Source organism: Frankia sp. RB5 (genome assembly GCF_059816245.1).
Genome location: NZ_JCBATA010000008.1, coordinates 134,771 through 149,995, shown reverse-complemented (window position 1 = coordinate 149,995; position 15,225 = coordinate 134,771). Strand labels below are relative to the sequence as shown.

16 protein-coding genes are annotated in these 15,225 nt (G+C 73.3%); 8 read left to right on the top strand and 8 right to left on the bottom strand.

Annotated features, from left to right (window positions below; genetic code table 11):
- From AC6EXY_RS06295 to AC6EXY_RS06275, 5 genes are all read left to right on the top strand, one after another.
- The coding region (locus AC6EXY_RS06295) for a hypothetical protein (RefSeq protein ID WP_499842311.1) at window positions 1-263 on the top strand (263 nt) is incomplete at its 5' end.
- Window positions 260-1,081, top strand: a complete 822-nt coding sequence (locus AC6EXY_RS06290) for an ABC transporter ATP-binding protein (protein ID WP_499817693.1) — start codon at window positions 260-262, stop codon at window positions 1,079-1,081. The genes AC6EXY_RS06295 and AC6EXY_RS06290, both read left to right, overlap by 4 nt.
- A 47-nt stretch (window positions 1,082-1,128) precedes the next feature.
- A complete protein-coding gene (locus tag AC6EXY_RS06285; protein WP_499817719.1) occupies window positions 1,129-1,977 on the top strand; it encodes an ABC transporter permease in 849 nt (282 codons plus the stop codon).
- A 207-nt stretch (window positions 1,978-2,184) separates the two neighbouring features.
- Window positions 2,185-3,393 (top strand): nitrate ABC transporter substrate-binding protein, encoded by a 1,209-nt coding sequence (locus AC6EXY_RS06280; RefSeq protein ID WP_101831797.1) that lies wholly within the window; start codon window positions 2,185-2,187, stop codon window positions 3,391-3,393.
- A gap of 4 nt (window positions 3,394-3,397) precedes the next feature.
- A complete protein-coding gene (locus AC6EXY_RS06275; RefSeq protein WP_499817694.1) occupies window positions 3,398-4,816 on the top strand; it encodes an FAD-binding oxidoreductase in 1,419 nt (472 codons plus the stop codon).
- Window positions 4,817-4,893: 77 nt separating this feature from the next.
- On the opposite strand, the gene AC6EXY_RS06270 is transcribed toward AC6EXY_RS06275, so the two are convergent.
- Window positions 4,894-5,517: a malonic semialdehyde reductase gene (locus tag AC6EXY_RS06270; protein ID WP_101831799.1), complete on the bottom strand. Its 624-nt coding sequence runs from the start codon at window positions 5,515-5,517 to the stop codon at window positions 4,894-4,896.
- A gap of 150 nt (window positions 5,518-5,667) precedes the next feature.
- On the opposite strand from AC6EXY_RS06270, the gene AC6EXY_RS06265 reads away from it, so the two are divergent.
- Window positions 5,668-6,048: a MarR family winged helix-turn-helix transcriptional regulator gene (locus tag AC6EXY_RS06265; protein ID WP_499817695.1), complete on the top strand. Its 381-nt coding sequence runs from the start codon at window positions 5,668-5,670 to the stop codon at window positions 6,046-6,048.
- Window positions 6,049-6,350: 302 nt separating this feature from the next.
- Here AC6EXY_RS06265 and AC6EXY_RS06260 read toward each other — a convergent pair whose 3' ends face one another.
- From AC6EXY_RS06260 to AC6EXY_RS06250, 3 genes are read right to left on the bottom strand one after another with little or no spacing between them, the layout of a single operon-like run.
- Window positions 6,351-8,069, bottom strand: a complete 1,719-nt coding sequence (locus AC6EXY_RS06260; RefSeq protein ID WP_499817696.1) for a phytoene desaturase family protein — start codon at window positions 8,067-8,069, stop codon at window positions 6,351-6,353.
- The gene (locus tag AC6EXY_RS06255; protein ID WP_499817697.1) at window positions 8,066-8,845 is read right to left on the bottom strand and encodes a creatininase family protein; all 780 of its coding nucleotides are present in this window, start codon (window positions 8,843-8,845) and stop codon (window positions 8,066-8,068) included. The genes AC6EXY_RS06260 and AC6EXY_RS06255 overlap by 4 nt, the downstream gene beginning before the upstream one ends.
- Entirely contained in the window at window positions 8,842-10,143 is a 1,302-nt protein-coding gene (locus tag AC6EXY_RS06250; RefSeq protein WP_243407795.1) for an LLM class flavin-dependent oxidoreductase, read from the bottom strand. Before AC6EXY_RS06250 ends, AC6EXY_RS06255 begins: the two co-directional genes overlap by 4 nt.
- 398 nt (window positions 10,144-10,541) lie before the next feature.
- Between AC6EXY_RS06250 and AC6EXY_RS06245 the strand changes: the two genes are divergently transcribed.
- Together AC6EXY_RS06245 and AC6EXY_RS06240 are read left to right on the top strand one after the other, a co-directional pair.
- The gene (locus AC6EXY_RS06245; protein ID WP_101833224.1) at window positions 10,542-11,033 is read left to right on the top strand and encodes a DUF2975 domain-containing protein; all 492 of its coding nucleotides are present in this window, start codon (window positions 10,542-10,544) and stop codon (window positions 11,031-11,033) included.
- Entirely contained in the window at window positions 11,033-11,254 is a 222-nt protein-coding gene (locus AC6EXY_RS06240) for a helix-turn-helix domain-containing protein (RefSeq protein ID WP_101833225.1), read from the top strand. Before AC6EXY_RS06245 ends, AC6EXY_RS06240 begins: the two co-directional genes overlap by 1 nt.
- 63 nt (window positions 11,255-11,317) lie before the next feature.
- Here AC6EXY_RS06240 and AC6EXY_RS06235 read toward each other — a convergent pair whose 3' ends face one another.
- Genes AC6EXY_RS06235 through AC6EXY_RS06220 form a run of 4 tightly spaced genes read right to left on the bottom strand, consistent with a single transcriptional unit; the run spans window position 11,318 to window position 15,223 of the window.
- Window positions 11,318-11,884 carry a helix-turn-helix domain-containing protein gene (locus AC6EXY_RS06235; protein WP_101833226.1) on the bottom strand — a complete coding sequence of 189 codons (567 nt, stop codon included), beginning with the start codon at window positions 11,882-11,884 and terminating at the stop codon, window positions 11,318-11,320.
- Entirely contained in the window at window positions 11,881-13,248 is a 1,368-nt protein-coding gene (locus AC6EXY_RS06230) for an amidase family protein (protein WP_499817698.1), read from the bottom strand. Before AC6EXY_RS06230 ends, AC6EXY_RS06235 begins: the two co-directional genes overlap by 4 nt.
- Window positions 13,245-14,741, bottom strand: a complete 1,497-nt coding sequence (locus tag AC6EXY_RS06225; protein ID WP_499817699.1) for an AtzH-like domain-containing protein — start codon at window positions 14,739-14,741, stop codon at window positions 13,245-13,247. The genes AC6EXY_RS06230 and AC6EXY_RS06225 overlap by 4 nt, the downstream gene beginning before the upstream one ends.
- On the bottom strand, window positions 14,738-15,223 hold the full coding sequence (locus AC6EXY_RS06220; protein WP_243407797.1) for a cupin domain-containing protein: 486 nt from the start codon (window positions 15,221-15,223) through the stop codon (window positions 14,738-14,740). The genes AC6EXY_RS06225 and AC6EXY_RS06220 overlap by 4 nt, the downstream gene beginning before the upstream one ends.
- Between the last annotated feature and the right edge of the window lie 2 nt (window positions 15,224-15,225).

Genomic DNA, 15,225 nt, shown 5'->3' with positions numbered 1-15,225 from the left:
ACGTGCTCACTGTCGCGAGCCCGCCCGCCGCCCACCGTGGCCCGTGGCCACTGCTGGCCGCAGGTGGCCACGGCCCCGGCAAGGCCCGATTTCTACGGAGAGTTACGCAGACCGAACAAGTGCGTTGCCCGGGCGCCGCCGCTCCCGCCGCCGCGGGGGCCACCGCCCGTCGCTCGCCGGGCGGCGCGGGCCTCGGCTCCGAGCCGTCCGCGGCCGCCATGCCCGTCCTCGCCCGTCCGGACCTTCGGGAGGCAACGTCGTGACCATCACCCACGCAGAGCCCGCCGACGACGCCGCAGGCACCGCCGGCGCCGCAGACACCGCCGGCGCGTCCCCCGACGGCGCGGGCGCGACGCCGGCGCTGCGCTTCGCCGGGGTGCGCAAGCGGTTCCGGGACGGCACGGTGGCGCTGGTCGACACCGATCTGGCGGTCCGGCCGGGCGAGTTCGTCTCCGTCGTCGGGCCGTCGGGCTGCGGCAAGAGCACGCTGCTACGCATCGCCAGCGGGCTGGAGAAGGCCACCGACGGGACCGTCGACGTCGCCTCGGCAGGCGTCGGGTACGTCTTCCAGGACGCGACGCTGCTGCCGTGGCGCACGGTGCGCGGCAACGTGCGGCTGCTCGCCGAGCTGGAACATCTCGACGCGGCCGAGCGGGAGCGCCGCGTCGACGAGGCGATCGGCCTGGTCGGGCTCGGCGGGTTCGAGAAGCATCTGCCGCACGAGCTCTCCGGTGGGATGCGGATGCGCACGTCGCTGGCCCGCTCGCTGGTCCTCGACCCGTCGATCTTCCTGTTCGACGAGCCGTTCGGCGCGCTCGACGAGATCACCCGGGAGCGGCTCAACGACGAACTGCTGCGGATGTTCGTGCTGCGCCGCTTCGCGGCCCTGTTCATCACCCACTCGGTGGCGGAGGCGGTGTTCCTCTCGACGCGGGTGGTGGTGATGAGCGGCCGGCCGGGCCGGGTGAAGGCGGACCTGGCCGTGCCCTTCGCCTATCCGCGCGCGCCGCAGCTGCGCTACAGCCCCGAGTTCGCCGCCCTGTGCGGCGAGGTCTCCCACCACCTGAGGAGCCAGGATTGACCACGACGTCACCTGCCGCGGCCACGACGGATCCACCAGCCCCGGCGCTGCCCGAGCCGGCTCCCGCGTCCCGACCGCGCGGGCGGGTGAGAGCGGCGTCCGGCGGGCGCCGCGGCAACCTGGCGAGCCTCGTGCTGGGCCCGGCCGCGGTGCTCGCCGCGTTCATCGGTCTGTGGTACGGCGTGTCGGACGGTCTGCTCAACGAGCAGCAGCGTTTCATGCTGCCGCCGCCGCACGAGGTGGTGCGGGTCGGGATCCTCGACGGGAAGAACTTCTCGTCGATGATGACCGCGCTGCGGCTGACCTGCGAGGTCACGTTCTCGGGGCTCGCGATCGCCATCGTTGTCGGGGTGATCGTCGCGGTGGCGATGAGCCAGGCGAAGTGGATCGAGAACGCGCTGTTCCCATGGGCGGTGGTGATCCAGACGGTGCCGGTGCTCGCGCTCACCCCAGTGCTGAGCTTCTTCTTCGGGTTCGCGCTGACGAGCCGGATCATCGTCTGCGTCATCATCGCGTTCTTCCCGATCGTGTCGAACACGCTGTTCGGCCTGCAGTCGGTGGACCGGGGCATGCACGAGCTGTTCCGCCTGCACCGCACCGGGCGCTGGACGCGGCTGTGGAAGCTGCAGCTGCCGGCGGCGCTGCCGTCGATGTTCACCGGCTTTCGCAACGCCGCCGGGCTGTCGGTGATCGGCGCGATCGTCGGCGAGTTCTTCTTCAAGCAGGGCGAGCCGGGGCTCGGCACGACCCTGTCGGTGTTCACCTCCCGCCTGGAGGGCGAGCGCCTGTGGGCGACCACGCTCACCGCGAGCCTGCTCGGCATCGCGGTCTTCGTCTTCTTCGGCTGGCTTTCGCGGCGCGTCGTCGGCCGCTGGTACCAGCCGAAGCGCGGCTGACCCGCCCGCACCGGCATCACCCGCCGGCATCACCTGCCGGCATCAGCATCACCCGACCGGCATCAGCATCACCCGCCCGCATCGGCCCCCTCCGCCCAGGGCGACGGCACCACCCTCACGGTGCACGCATCACACAGCCGTGTGCACGCACCACCCCTCACGTCCATCCCTGCCCGCACGGGCTGTGCACACCTCTGGAGACACACGTTGATCAGATCTCGGCGACGGCCCGCCCGGCTCGTCGCGCTGACGGCGACCGCGACCGCGCTCGCCCTGACCGCCGCCGCGTGCGGCGGCGGCGGCAGCGACGGCGGCTCGTCCGGCGCGTCGGCGGCGCCGTCCGCGGCCGGTCCGGTGCCGGCCCAGTACGACCTGAAGGCCGCCGGCTGCCCGTCGACGATCGTGCTGCAGACCGACTGGAACCCGGAGTCGGAGCACGGCGGCCAGTACCACCTGCTCGGCCCGAACCCGAAGATCGACGCGGGGGCGAAGTCCGTCACCGGTGAGCTGGTCGCGCATGGCGGCGTCGACACCGGCGTCAAGCTGGAGATCCGCGCGGGCGGGCCGGCCGTCGGCTTCCAGACGGTGACCTCGCAGCTCTACAAGGACTCGAACATCACCCTGGGCTACCTGGGCACGGACGAGCAGATCGCCCTGTCGAAGACGCAGCCGACGGTGGCGGTGCTCGCCGGTCTGGAGAAGAGCCCGCAGATCATCGGCTGGTCGCCGGACAAGCACCCGGACTGGAAGACGATCGCCGACATCGGGAAGACGGACACGAAGGTCCTGTACTTCCAGGGCGCGTCGTACATGGACTACTTCACCGGGTCGGGCATTCTGAAGAAGAGCCAGGTCGACGGCAGCTACGACGGGACGCCGACGAACTTCGTCGCTTCGGGCGGCACGTACGCTGTGCAGGGTTTCGCCACGTCGGAGCCGTACACCTGGGAGCACGAGGTGCGCTCCTGGAACAAGCCGCTGAAGTACCAGCTGATCGCGGATGCCGGTTTCAACTTCTACCAGCAGGCGATCGGCGTGCGTAAGGACAAGCTCGCCGCGCTGGGGCCGTGCCTGACGAAGCTGGTGCCGATCATGCAGCAGTCGATCGTCGACTTCATGGGCAACCCGGACGCGACGAACAAGCTGATCCTCGAGCTCGTCGACAAGTACAACAACGGCTGGGTCTACAGCGACGGTGTCGCGACGTACGCGGTGTCGACGATGAAGTCGCTCGGCATCGTCGGCAACGGGTCGAACAGCACCCTCGGCGACTTCGACGACGCCCGGCTGCAGAAGCTCATCGAGATCCTGGACCCGATCTACCAGGCACAGAACAAACCGATCCTCGCCGGGCTGAAGCCGTCCGACCTGGTCGACAGCAGCTTCCTCGACACGAAGATCGGCCTGGGGTCGTAACGCGATGTCGGATTCAACCCTCGCGCAGCGGGGTGGCGGGGCCGGGCAGCAGCGCGTGGTGCCCGGCTTCGGCCGCGCGCGGCTGCCTGCGGTGACCCCGCTCGACCCGGCGGTGCTCGACGGACTCGCCGCGGAGCTCGCGCGGCTGCTGGGCGACGACGCGGTGCGCCGGGACGAGGCGTCGCGGCTGTCGGCGTCCACCGACTGGGCGCACATGAGCCCGGTGCTGGCGCCGCTGCTGCCCGGCGGCGTCGCCGACGTGGTCGTCCGCCCGGCGGACGCCGCCGGCATCGCGACCGCCGTCGGGGCCGCGCATCGCCACCGGGTGCCGGTGACGGTGCGCGGGCAGGGCACCGGGAACTACGGGCAGGGCATTCCGCTGTTCGGCGGTCTCGTCGTCGACACGTCCGCCGCGTCGCGCGTGCTCGCCGTCGAGGACGGCTGGCTGACGGCGGAGGCGGGCGCGTCGTTCGTGCTGATGGAGAAGGCGGCGCTGGCCACCGGGCAGGAGCTGGCGATCCTGCCCTCGACGGTGGGCAGCACCGTCGGCGGGTTCATCGCCGGCGGCTCGGGCGGCACCGGGTCCATCGCCAACGGCGCGATCTGGGACGGCTACCTGCGCTCCCTGCTCGTCGTGCCGTGCACGGACGACGCGACGCCGGTGGCGGTGCCGTTCCCTGAGAACACCGCCATGGCGCACGCGTTCGGCGTGTCCGGCGTCATCGCGCAGGCCACCGTGGCGCTGCGCCCGGCGCGGCGCTGGACCGGGCTGTACACGTCGTTCGCCGACCTCGGCGGCGCGGTGGCCGCCGGCGAGGAGCTCTTCGAGCTGGAGCCGAGCCCGCGGCTGCTGTCACTGGACGAGGCGGGCATCATCGCGGCCTACCGCCCGGCCGACCCGGCGCTGCCGCTGGACCGGGTGAGTCTTCGCGGCATCGTGACCGAGGACAGCGTCGAGGCGGCGAGCGCGGTGGTGCGCCGCCACGGTGGCAGGGTGGACGCGGTGCGACCGAAGGGGCCCGCGCACATCGCGTCGCTGTCGTACAACCACACCACCTACCGCGTCCGCAAGGTGCGCCCGGAGCTGACCCATCTGCAGTGCATGGGCCCGGGCCTGACGCGCCGGCGCGCCGAGGTGGCCGCGCTCGCGCCCGAATCCCTCATTCACCTGGAGGGTTTCCTGACCGCGTCCGGCCGCGACTGGGTGAGCATGCTGTTCCTGCGCTACGACGGCGCCGACGACCTCTACGACCGGATGGCCCGCCTGGCCGACGTCGAGGTCTACGTCGACGACCCGCACACCTGGGAGCTGCACCACGGCCGCCTCGACGCGGTGCGCGCCGCCGCCGCCCGCTTCGACCCCGACGGCCTGCTGAACCCGGGCAAGCTGCCGGCCCTCGCCGGGGCCGGGCCGACGCCCTGACCAACCCGCCTCTCCCGCTCTTCCCGCCCGTCCTGCCCGCGCGAGCGGGACCCGGACCGCTGCCGGATCAGTGTCTCCTACTCCCAGCGGACCGCGTCCTCGTGGCCGAGGCGCGGGAGCCGACCGAACCACGGGTTGGTGCCGGGGTGACCGATGTTGACCACGAGGATGGAGTGCCAGCGGCCGTCCGGGAAGAAGTCGGCGTCGATCCCGGCGGCGTCGAAGCCGGCCATCGGGCCTGCGGCGAGGCCGTGGGCCCGCACCGCGAGGATGAAGTAACCGGCCTGCAGGGTCGCGTTGAAGGTCCCGGTCCGGGTCCTCAGCTCCGCGTCGGCGTCGAAGGCGTCCTTCATCTCGGGCCGGAAGGGCAGCAGAGCGGGGATGTGCTCGTGGAAGCGCGTGTCGACGGCGAGGACGGCCACGGCGGGCGCCGACGCGGTCTTGGCCCTGTTGCCCTCGTTCATGTGCGTGAGCAGGCGCTCGCGCCCCTCGTCGGTACGCACGTACAGGATCCGCAGCGGCTGGGAGTTGCCAGCGGTCGGCGCCCACTTCGCCAGGTCCCAGATCGCCGACAGCTCGGCGTCGCTGACCGGCGTCGGCGCGAACGAGTTCGCGGTCCGGGCGTCGGTGAAGAGCGTCGCGCGCCCCGCGTCGTCGAGCGTGCCCAGCACTGGCGACGCGATCTCGGTGAGGTCGGTCATGTCTCTACTCCTGGTGATCTCGTCTGTACGGGGAGGCCCGGCCGGCCCGGCGGCGGATCTCGCCCGCATCGGTCCCGCACGGCGCCCGGTCAGCAACGGCCTTCCGCCGCGGCGCTGGGTCCCCTTCCGGAGATTTGGTTGACGTGACAAGTGAACGGTAGCGATCGGTACGAGGTGCTGTCCCTGCTGTCGGAGTCCAGCGCGCTGACCCTCCAGATGTCGGAGCTGGCCGTGGGAACGAACGCGTCCCTGTCACGGCTCTCCCACGTGGCCTCCCGCCTGGAACGACGGGGATGGATCACCCGCCAGGCCTGCCCGGGCGACGGCCGGGCCTCCCAGGCGGTGCTGACGCAGGCCGGCCTGGCAAGGATCGTCGAAGCCGCCCCGCATCACGTACGCGCCGTGCGCGAGCTGGTCATCGACGCGCTCACCCCGACCCAGCTGCGCCAACTGGCCGCCGCGGCAGCCAGGATCACGCGCCGGGTCGACGGGCACGACGCCGCCCGCGCCACGGCCGGACCCCGCCGCTGACACAGGGGCGCCGGGCCGAGCAGGCCGCCCCCAGCCCAACCACACTTCCCGCAGCACGGGACTTCGTCCTGCCAGACGGCCGATTCGACGCCCCCGGCGCACTCACCGGGCTCGCGGAGTTCTGGCGCACGCACGGAAAGATGCTCGGCGGCGGGAGGCCGTACGAGCGCCTTCCATGCTCACGGTCGGAAATCGGAGACCGACACCTCGCGGGCATCATCAACCACGGAGTCATACTCCCCGACCACGAGATCCGGGGGATGCTTGATGGAAAGAACTTTATCGAAGATCTTCTTGTCGTCCTACTGACCGGCGTGGGGGGACGGGTTCCTCGGGCGGGCGGTGAGGATGACGTGGGCGGTGTTGCGGCCGCTGGCGCCCCAGACGCCGGCGCCGGGGAAGGTGCCGGCGCCGGTGAGGTAGAGGCCGGCGACGGGGGTGCGGTAGCGGCTCAGCTCGCGGGGGCGGCCGCTCAGGGCGGCCACCACGCCGCCGGGGAAGGAGGGGGCGTAGCCGCGGGGCATGGCGAACTCGCGCTCGTAGTCCGGCGGGGTCATCACCCGCCAGTCGCGGACCGCCTCGACGAGCGCCGGATCACCGAGGGAGGCCAGCCGGCGCAGCCAGGACCAGGCTCTGGTCGGATCGGACCAGCCGCCGGGCAGCGCGTACGGGGTCCACAGCACCTCCAGGCTGAGCAGGTGTGTGTCGGGCGACGGCCGCATCGCCGGGTCGAGCACGGAGGGTGTGTTCAGCAGGAACATCGGCGGGTCGCTGACCTGGCCGCGCGCGCGGGCCGCGGCGGCGGCGACCTGCTCCGCCGGGGTGGGGCTGATCGTGATGGTTGGAACGTGGTGCGCGTGCGGGGGAAGCAGGTCGGCGGGGATGGCGCGCAGTGCGGCGAGGTCCGGCGGGGCGGTGACGACGGCGTCGAGCTTCGACTCGTAGCCGTCGACCCGGGGCGCGCTCGCCCACCGGGCGTGCAGCCGGGCCGCGGGCGGCACGCCGTCGAGCCAGTCCACGAGCACCGTGCGCGGATCGGTGGCGGTGACGACCGTCGACGCGGCGATCTGCCGACCGTCAACGAGACGCACCCCGCGGGCCTGGCCGTCACGGACCATCACCCCGCCCACTCGGGCCCCGGTGACGACGACGCCGCCGTGGTCGCGCACGCACGCGGCGAGCGCCGCCGGCAGCGCGCCGCTGCCGCCGGCGGGCCGCCCGACGCCGATGAGATGGCGCATCGCGAAACCCAGGGCGCCCAGGCCACTGCCGGGGGCGTCCGGTCCGAGCCCCCACACGGCGGGGCCGTTCGTGCAGGCCGCGGCGATGAGCCACGGGGGCAGGCCGAACGCGCCGAGCACGTCGAGCAGGCTGCGCCGCGCCCAGGACAGGACCGTTGCGGCGCCCCGCAGCCGTCGGCGGGCGGCGATCGCCGCGATCGCCGGGGTGCTCGGACGGGAGCCCTGCACGTCGGCGACGAGCCGGGCGGCGGGCAGCGCGACGTCGAGATAGCGCCGGTAGGCATCCGCCGCCGTCTGGTCCGTGCGGGCCAGGCCGTCCAGGGTCCGCTCGACGCTGCGCCATTGGACGAACGCCGGTGCGTCGCCCCAGCCGAGGGCGATCCCCATCGGGTCGACGTCGAGGTAGCGCAGGCCGTGGGCGCCGAGTTCCAGGTCGTCGACGATCCCGCTGGCAAGGATCATCGTGTGGTCGCAGTTGCAGATGTTCACCCGGGCGCCGATCGCCTCGACGGTCGACGCGCAGCCACCGACCTCGTCGCGGGCCTCGACCACGACGACCGACCGGCCCGCCCGCGCCAGGTAGGCCGCGCAGACCAGCCCGTTGTGCCCACCTCCGACGATCACCACGTCCGCCCGCGCGGGCAGCTCCTCCCCCTCCCCCGCCCAGGCCGGCGGTTCTGCCCATGTCGCCGTCGGTCTGGGCGAGGCGATGGGGCCCGCGGGGTCGGCGCCGGCCCGCGCGCGGGAGGCCACCGTCCGCGCGGGCGGGTGGGTGGTCATCCGGTGGGGCGGGGGCGGGTGTCGAAACGGGCGATCTCGGCGAGGGACTGGCCCGCGGTTGCGACCATCGCCTCGTAGAGCTGTTTGCCTCGTTCAGCGGTGGCGCCGGTCGGGTCGCCGATCGTGCCGTCGGTGCCGAAGTCGTCGCTGAGCCAGCCGAACGACACCGGCCCGCCGAAGCGCACCCGCTCGTAGCCGGTCAGCTGCTCGGGCACGCCGCGCCGGGCCAGCTCCAGACGGACGAGCTCGGGGCGCAGGTGCAGCAGCAACGACGTCTCGTCGAGGCCGGCGTGGATGCCCATGCCGAGTTCGGCCGCTGGTGAGTCCCCGCCGTGGTCGGCGGGCAGCGACGGGTGCATGACGAAGGTGCGCAGGCCGTGGGCGAGGCGCGCGTCACGGGCGGCGACCTGCAGCAGCGCGCTGTTGCCACCGTGGCCATTGAGGTACACCAGCCGGTGCACCGGGGTGGTCGCGAGGCACCGGGCCACGTCGTCGAGCACGGCTAGCAGGGTCGTCGCGGACAGCCACATCGTGCCCGCCGACCAGGCATGCTCGTTGGATTTCGAGTAGGCGAGCGTCGGCAGCAGCCACAGGTCGTGAGCGTCACCGAAGGCGTCGACGGCGTCGCGGGCGAGGGTCTCGGCGACGACGAGGTCGGTGGACATCGGCAGGTGCGGACCGTGCTGCTCGATCGAGCCGATGGGCAGGACGGCGACCGCCCCCGGCGACAGCCCGGCCGCCTCGGGCCCACGCAGATCGGCGAAATGGCGCTTCACACCCGCTCCTTCTCGTCCACCAGGACCCGCTCGTCCGCCCTGGCCTGCGCAGTCGGCCCGGCTGGTGGGACCGGCGCGGTCCGTCCGTCCACCGGGGCCTGTACGGTCGCGCCTGCCTGCCCTGTCGCACCGCTCCCCGAGGGGAGCAGGGGGAGGACGTCGCGGCTGAACCGTTCCATCTGCTCGCGGACGCGCGGGTAGGGGTCGCCGGGCATGCCGGGGAAGATGACCAGGTCGGTGAGGCCGAGCAGGTCGTCGAGCTCGGCGATGTGCGCGGCGACGTCGGCAGGGGTGCCGACCGCCCAGGGGCCCTGGGCCATCGAGTCCTCCAGTCGGGGGACGAAGTCGCCGCCGGCGGGTAGTCCGTCCGGGCCGAGGTAGCCCCGTCCCCAGCCGTAGGGGGCCAGGAAGCGCCAGAACTCGTCATGACCCGGCCGGACCAGGTCCATCGCGGCCTCGCGGGTGTCGCCGACGGCGACGTTGAGCACGAGCATCCGCCGCTCGCCGCGGGTCAGCGGATGGCCGTGTACCTGCGCGAACGTGGCCGCGAAGGCGTTCCAGTCGGCGGCGAGGCGCCTGCGTTCCTTCAGCCAGAACACGCCCCCGAGGCCGCGGGTCGGCACCGCGCGCAGCGTCGGCGGGCTCGTCACCGCCTGCCACGTCTCGTACGGGTGGCGCGGACGGGGGACGAGGGTCAGCTCCCGCGTCTCACCGCCGCGGTCGGGGATGCCGGGTGGCGGGAGCTGGAAGTGCCGGCCGTCGTAGCGGAACCGTTCGGTGGACAGGGCGAGGTGCAGGACGTCGAGGCTCTCCTCGGTGATCTCCCGGTTGCGGGCGTCGGCCGCCGACGCGCTCGGGTTGTCGTAGGAGCCGACGGACAGGGTGCCGGCGGTCAGCGGCAGCATCTCCCGCGGTACGGTCCCGCGGCCGACGCCGAGGATGCCGCGGCCGCCGGAGAGGTTGTGCAGCACCGCGAAGTCCTCGGCCAACCGCAGCGGATGCCACTGCCCGACGACGTTGAACATGGTGCCGATCCGGATCCGGCTGGTCCGCGCGGCGAGGAACGCCGAGAACATCAGCCCGTTCGGCACCACCTCGTAGCCCTCGTGCTGGAAGTGGTGCTCGGTCAGCCAGAAGCTGTCGTAGCCGAGCCGTTCCGCGAGCTCGCCGCAGGCCAGCAGTTCCCGGTGGGCATGCTCGAAGTCCTCCTGCCCGTAGCGCCGCTCGGTCGGCTGGGTCCCGCCGACCCCGGCGTCCGCCATCTCGACCCCGCCGAACAGGAACACCCCGACCCGCACGCGACCTCCGCAGCAGAACCCCGATGTTGATGGAATCAACATCCCGACGAACACCCATGTTGCTGCCCCCCGGTCACACCCCCGTCAGCCCCGCATTTCCCCCACGCAAAACCTGAGCCCAGCGGACCGCGCAGACCACAGACGCCGAGATCCCTCGCAGAGCGACGACCTCCGCGTCCGCGGCGCCTCGGTGGGAGAGCGGTTGCGATCCCTCGTAGGGACACCGACGACCGAAGATCAACCTGAAGCTCGGACGGCGCGTCGGGGGTGGTGGGGGGACTGCGGTGCGCCGGCGGTCTGACATCAGTTTCTCGGGGCTGCGCCCTCTTTGTGAAACCTTGCGATGACTATCGAAACTCGATAGATTCCCATCGCGACTCGATGGAAGGGTGGGGGTCATGGGGAAGCTGACGGTGGGTGCGCTGCGCGCCGTGCTCGTGGTGGTGCTCGCCGGCACCGTGTTCGTACAGGCAGGCATGGTGTGGGCGCTGGTCAGCGGAAGCGATCCGGAGGACGGGGCGCTCCCACTGACCCCGCTGCGTGTGGTCACGATCCTGGGCATGGTGTCGGTCCAGGTCGCCCTGCTCGCCGTCTGGCGGCTGGTGACGATGGTGCGACGCGGAACCGTGTTCTCCCACGCCGCCTTCCGGTATGTGGACGTCGTGATCGGCGCGATCGTCGCGGCCGCCCTCGTGTGGTTCGCGGTCACGGTCCTCAACGCGCCGGGCCAGCGGGAGGACCCGGGCGTCAGCCTCATCATGGGCGGGGTCGGCGTGGCCATCCTGGGAGTCGCGCTCCTCGTGCTCGTGCTGCGGGCGCTGCTCGCCCAGGCCGTCAAGCGCGACGTCGAGGCGTCACAGCTGCAGGCCGAGCTGGACGAGGTGATCTGATGCCGATCGCCGTCGACATCGACGTGATGCTCGCCAGGCGCAAGATGTCCGTCGGCGAACTCGCGGACCGCGTGGGCATCACCCCCGCCAACCTGGCGGTGCTCAAGAACGGCCGCGCCAGGGCGGTGCGCTTCGTGACCCTCGCCGCGCTCTGCGAGGCGCTCGACTGCCAGCCGGGCGACCTGCTGCGCTGGGAGCCCGAGGAGACCACGGACAGATGACATGCCCCCGGCGCAGGCCACCACCTCACGTCGCGGCTTGGTCCGGTCAGGTGTTTGACCCGGTCAGGCGTTCTGTTGGACAACGACGAGACGGGTCTGCTCGCCGTCGAGGCTGCGCCAGCGGTGGCGCGCTCCCCCGGCGTAGTAGATGCTCTCCCCGGCGCCGATGACGTGCAGCGCGCCGTCCACGTCGACCTCGATGAGGCCGGCGACGACGTAGACGAACTCCTCGCCGTCGTGCTGGAAGTAGTCGTCGAAGGCGGTCGGCGCGCCGACGTACTCCGACGGGAGCATCGCCCGTTCGCCGCGCACGAGGCTGCGCACCGAACCGCCCGGTGATTCCACGGCCACCGTGTCGCGACGGACGACGCTGACGGCATCGGTGGGCGGCGCACTCGCCGCGTCGGCGGCGGCCATCAGGGCCTGGGCGCTGGTGCCGAGCGCGGAGGCGATCGCCGTCAGGGAACGCATGCTCGGCCGGGCCAGGCCGCGTTCGAGCTGGCTGAGGAAGGGATGGCTCAGGCCCGCGCGGCCGGCGACGTCGACGAGGGTCAGGCCGAGCGCGTGCCGCTGGGCGCGCACGGCCCCGCCGAGGCGAACGCCGACGTCCTCGGTGAACGACGAGGTCATGGCACGGATGGACGGCCGAGGAGTACGGCCGCGTCCAGCAGCGCGCGGTCCGCGCCGGGCGGTCCGATGAGGGCCACCCCGACCGGCGGTGGGCATCCACCCGGACCGCCCGGGCGGGTGGGCACCACGCAGCTCGGCAGTCCATACGCACTGGCCACAACGGTGCAGCCTAGTGTGGCCTGACGCCAGGCGTCCCGGGCCGGTCCATCCGCCGCCCGAAGGTGCCCGGGGCCGGCCGTGGCCGGGCGCACCAGCCAGGTGTCGGGGCCGAGCCGGTCGAGCAGCCGCGCCCGCCCGTCGGCGATCACCCCGGTGGCCGCGCGCAGCATGTCGGCGTCGACGGTGGCCCCGAACCGGAACCGTCCCTCGACGTCGGGGGCGAGCGCCCCCGGATGCGCCTCGATCCAGGCGCCGTGCAGCTGCCAGGCCTGCGCGGCCTGCACCGCGCGGAACGCCGCCAGCAGGCCCGGCACATCGTCGTCGTCGCGTACCGGTCCGACGACGAGACGCACGCCGAGCGCGTCCGCGAGCCTCGCCGCGACCGCCGCGGTCCGAGCCGTGCCGTCCGGCGCCGCTTCCCGCGGTGCGGCGACGACGAGCAGGCGGGTGGGCGGGCACGGGTCGTCGGGCGCGGGCGGCAGCAGGACGTCGCCGACGCTGCGCAGCACGTCGGGTTCGGCGGCGAGCCAGCCGACCGTGTCGAACGACGGGGCGAGCCCGACCAGGCCGTCGACGGACACGGCGCCGTGCGTCGGGCGCAGCCCGAACAGTCCGCACACCGAGGCGGGCACCCGGATCGACCCCGCCGTGTCGGTGCCCAGGCCGACGTCGACGAGCCCGGCGGCGACGGCCGACGCCGGCCCGCTGGTCGACCCGCCGCTGACCCGGTCCGGGGCCGCCGGATTGGGGGGTGTGCCGTAGTGGACGTTCGTGCCGGACAGGGAGAACGCGAGCTCGTCCGTCTGGGCGATGCCGGTGATGGCCGCCCCGGCGGCGCGCAGCGCGGCCACGGCGGCGGCGTCGGCCGGCTGCACGGGAGCGCCGGACAGGTAGGTCGGGTTGCCGGCGCCGATGCGGTGGCCGCCGACGGCGAACAGGTCCTTCACCGCGACCCGAAGCCCGTCCAACGCGCCGCGCCCCGTCGGTGCCAGCAATGGATCGCCGCACTCCCGCCAGACCGCCGAGGACGACCCGTTGAGGGCCACACCCGACGCGCCGACCGCTGGCCGCGACGCGCCGGTGGTCGGCGACGCGCCCGTGGTCGGCGACGCGCCCGTGGTCGGCGACGCGCCCGTGGTCGGCGACGACGCGACGACAGCGGTCGACGACGGTCTCGCGGTCGGGCGGGCGCCGACCGCGCTCACCCACCCACCGCCGGGTCGGTGGGTGTGGGCGCGGTGCGCATCGGGGACACGCAGGCGGCGATGACCCGCCAGCTGCCGTCGTCGTCGCGAGCCCACACCTGGGTCTGGGTGCTCAGGCCGATGACCTGGCCCTCTGGGCCAAGCCGCTCGTTCGTCGACACGGTGACGACCGTCTCCCCGGGGCTACGCACCACGTGCAGGTCACGCAGCCGTCGTGGCCCCGGGGTCGGGCGGGCGGCCCGGAAGGCGGCGAGCGCCTGCGGCCCCACCACGGGGCCGTCAGGGTCGACCCGCACGACGCCGGCGTGCGACGAGAAGGACTCCCGCTGGCCGGCGACGTCGCCCGCCATGAGGGCCGACTCGTAGCGGGCGAACGCCGCCGCGAGCGCGGGGTCCAGCACGGCGAGGTCCGCGAGCGCGGGATCCGGCGCGGCGAGGCTCTCGCTCCCGGCGAACGCGGTGGGCACGACGAACGCGGTGGGCACGACGGGAGCGCTGGGCACGACGGGAGCGCTGGGCACGACGGGCGCAGCACTGGGCGCGGTCGGTGCGGCGGGCGCACTGGGTTCGATGGGTTCGGGGATGGGTGGGCGCAGGATGCTGAAGTCGGCGAAGTCGTGGCGCAGGGCGGGACGGCGCAGCAGGTCGGTACCGAGGCGGCCGGGCGCGCGGCCGGCGGCGACGTCCTCGAAGGCGTCGGCGGCGCGGCGCAGGAAGTCGGGGCCGACCCGGTAGCGCAGGGTGTGTGCCGGGTAGATCTCGCGGATGGCGCCGTCGAGGCGGCGTTGCAGGGTGCGCAGGGTCGCGGCGAAGATGTCGACGGCGGCGTCGGGCATGTGCACCCAGAAATCGCCGGTGATGAGCGTGTCGCCGGCGAACAGCAGGCCGGCGCGCTCGTCGACCAGGCACAGCGAGTCCGGCGAGTGGCCGGGGGTGTGCAGCACGGTGAGCGTGCGTCCGCCGAGGTCGAGGCGCTGGCCGTCGGCGAGCGGCGTCGGTGTGGGCCCCGGCGGCACCGTCCAGTCATCGGCGGCGGGCGGCAGCGGGCGCGGCGTGGTCTCGTCGGTGAGCAGGTGGAAGAAGCGTTCGTCGTCGGCGCGCATCCGCTGGTAGGCGGCGTACTGGTCGCGGGCGACGGCCAGGTAGGCGGTCAACCGGTCGGCGGGCACCGGCGCGGTGACGGCGGGCGTGGCCAGCGGATGGGCGGCGACCTCGTCGAACAGCCAGTTGCCGCCGCGGTGGTCGTCGTGCCCGTGGGAGTTGACGGCGAGGATCGGGCGGTCGGTGAGCGTGCGCGCCGCGGCGTGCACGTCGGCGAGACCGAGGCCGGTGTCGACCAGCACGGCACGCTCGTCACCCTCGATGAGGAAGCAGTTGACGTGTCCGGGTTCGCCCACCAGCCAGGTCCGGGCCACGAGCGGACGCAGCGCGAACCACTCCCGCGCCGCCAGCGGGGCACGACCGGACAGGACACCGTCCGATCCCGCGGTCATCGGGGGCCGTCCGCGGCGGGCAGGGCGGCGAGGACGGCCCGGTCCTCGTCGTCGGTGCCGGCCAGCGGCCCGCGGCGGACCATCGCGGCGAAGCCGTCGTCCGGGCACATCAGCGTCAGCGCGTACATCCGGCCGGACCCGGTGTTGGTGATGTGGTGCAGCGACGTCGGCGGAAGGACGAGCGTGGCACCGGCGGCGACAGATGTCTCGACGCCGTCGCACACGGCCACGCCGCTCCCGCGCAGGAACACGAACAGCTCGGTGGAGGCGGGATGGCTGTTCGGCGGCTGCGCGCCACCGGCCTCCCACGCCTCCAGGATGACCGTCACCGGCGACACCTCCGGCCCGGCCAGCACCGCCAGGCGCACGGTGTCGCCAGCGCTGATGTGCCGCATCTCCAACGTGTCCGGTTCGATCAGGGTCGCCGGAACCGGCGAAACCGGCAGGACCGCGGAAACCGGCGGAACGGCTGGCGTCGACATGG

Excerpts from the sequence above, each read along its gene's own strand:
- AC6EXY_RS06275 (WP_499817694.1), top strand. The coding sequence starts at position 3,398 with ATGTCGGATTCAACCCTCGCGCAGCGGGGTGGCGGGGCCGGGCAGCAG.
- AC6EXY_RS06270 (WP_101831799.1), bottom strand. The coding sequence starts at position 5,517 with ATGACCGACCTCACCGAGATCGCGTCGCCAGTGCTGGGCACGCTCGAC.
- AC6EXY_RS06260 (WP_499817696.1), bottom strand. The coding sequence starts at position 8,069 with ATGACCACCCACCCGCCCGCGCGGACGGTGGCCTCCCGCGCGCGGGCC.
- AC6EXY_RS06245 (WP_101833224.1), top strand. The coding sequence starts at position 10,542 with ATGGGGAAGCTGACGGTGGGTGCGCTGCGCGCCGTGCTCGTGGTGGTG.
- AC6EXY_RS06240 (WP_101833225.1), top strand. The coding sequence starts at position 11,033 with ATGCCGATCGCCGTCGACATCGACGTGATGCTCGCCAGGCGCAAGATG.
- AC6EXY_RS06235 (WP_101833226.1), bottom strand. The coding sequence starts at position 11,884 with ATGACCTCGTCGTTCACCGAGGACGTCGGCGTTCGCCTCGGCGGGGCC.
- AC6EXY_RS06225 (WP_499817699.1), bottom strand. The coding sequence starts at position 14,741 with ATGACCGCGGGATCGGACGGTGTCCTGTCCGGTCGTGCCCCGCTGGCG.
- AC6EXY_RS06220 (WP_243407797.1), bottom strand. The coding sequence starts at position 15,223 with ATGTCGACGCCAGCCGTTCCGCCGGTTTCCGCGGTCCTGCCGGTTTCG.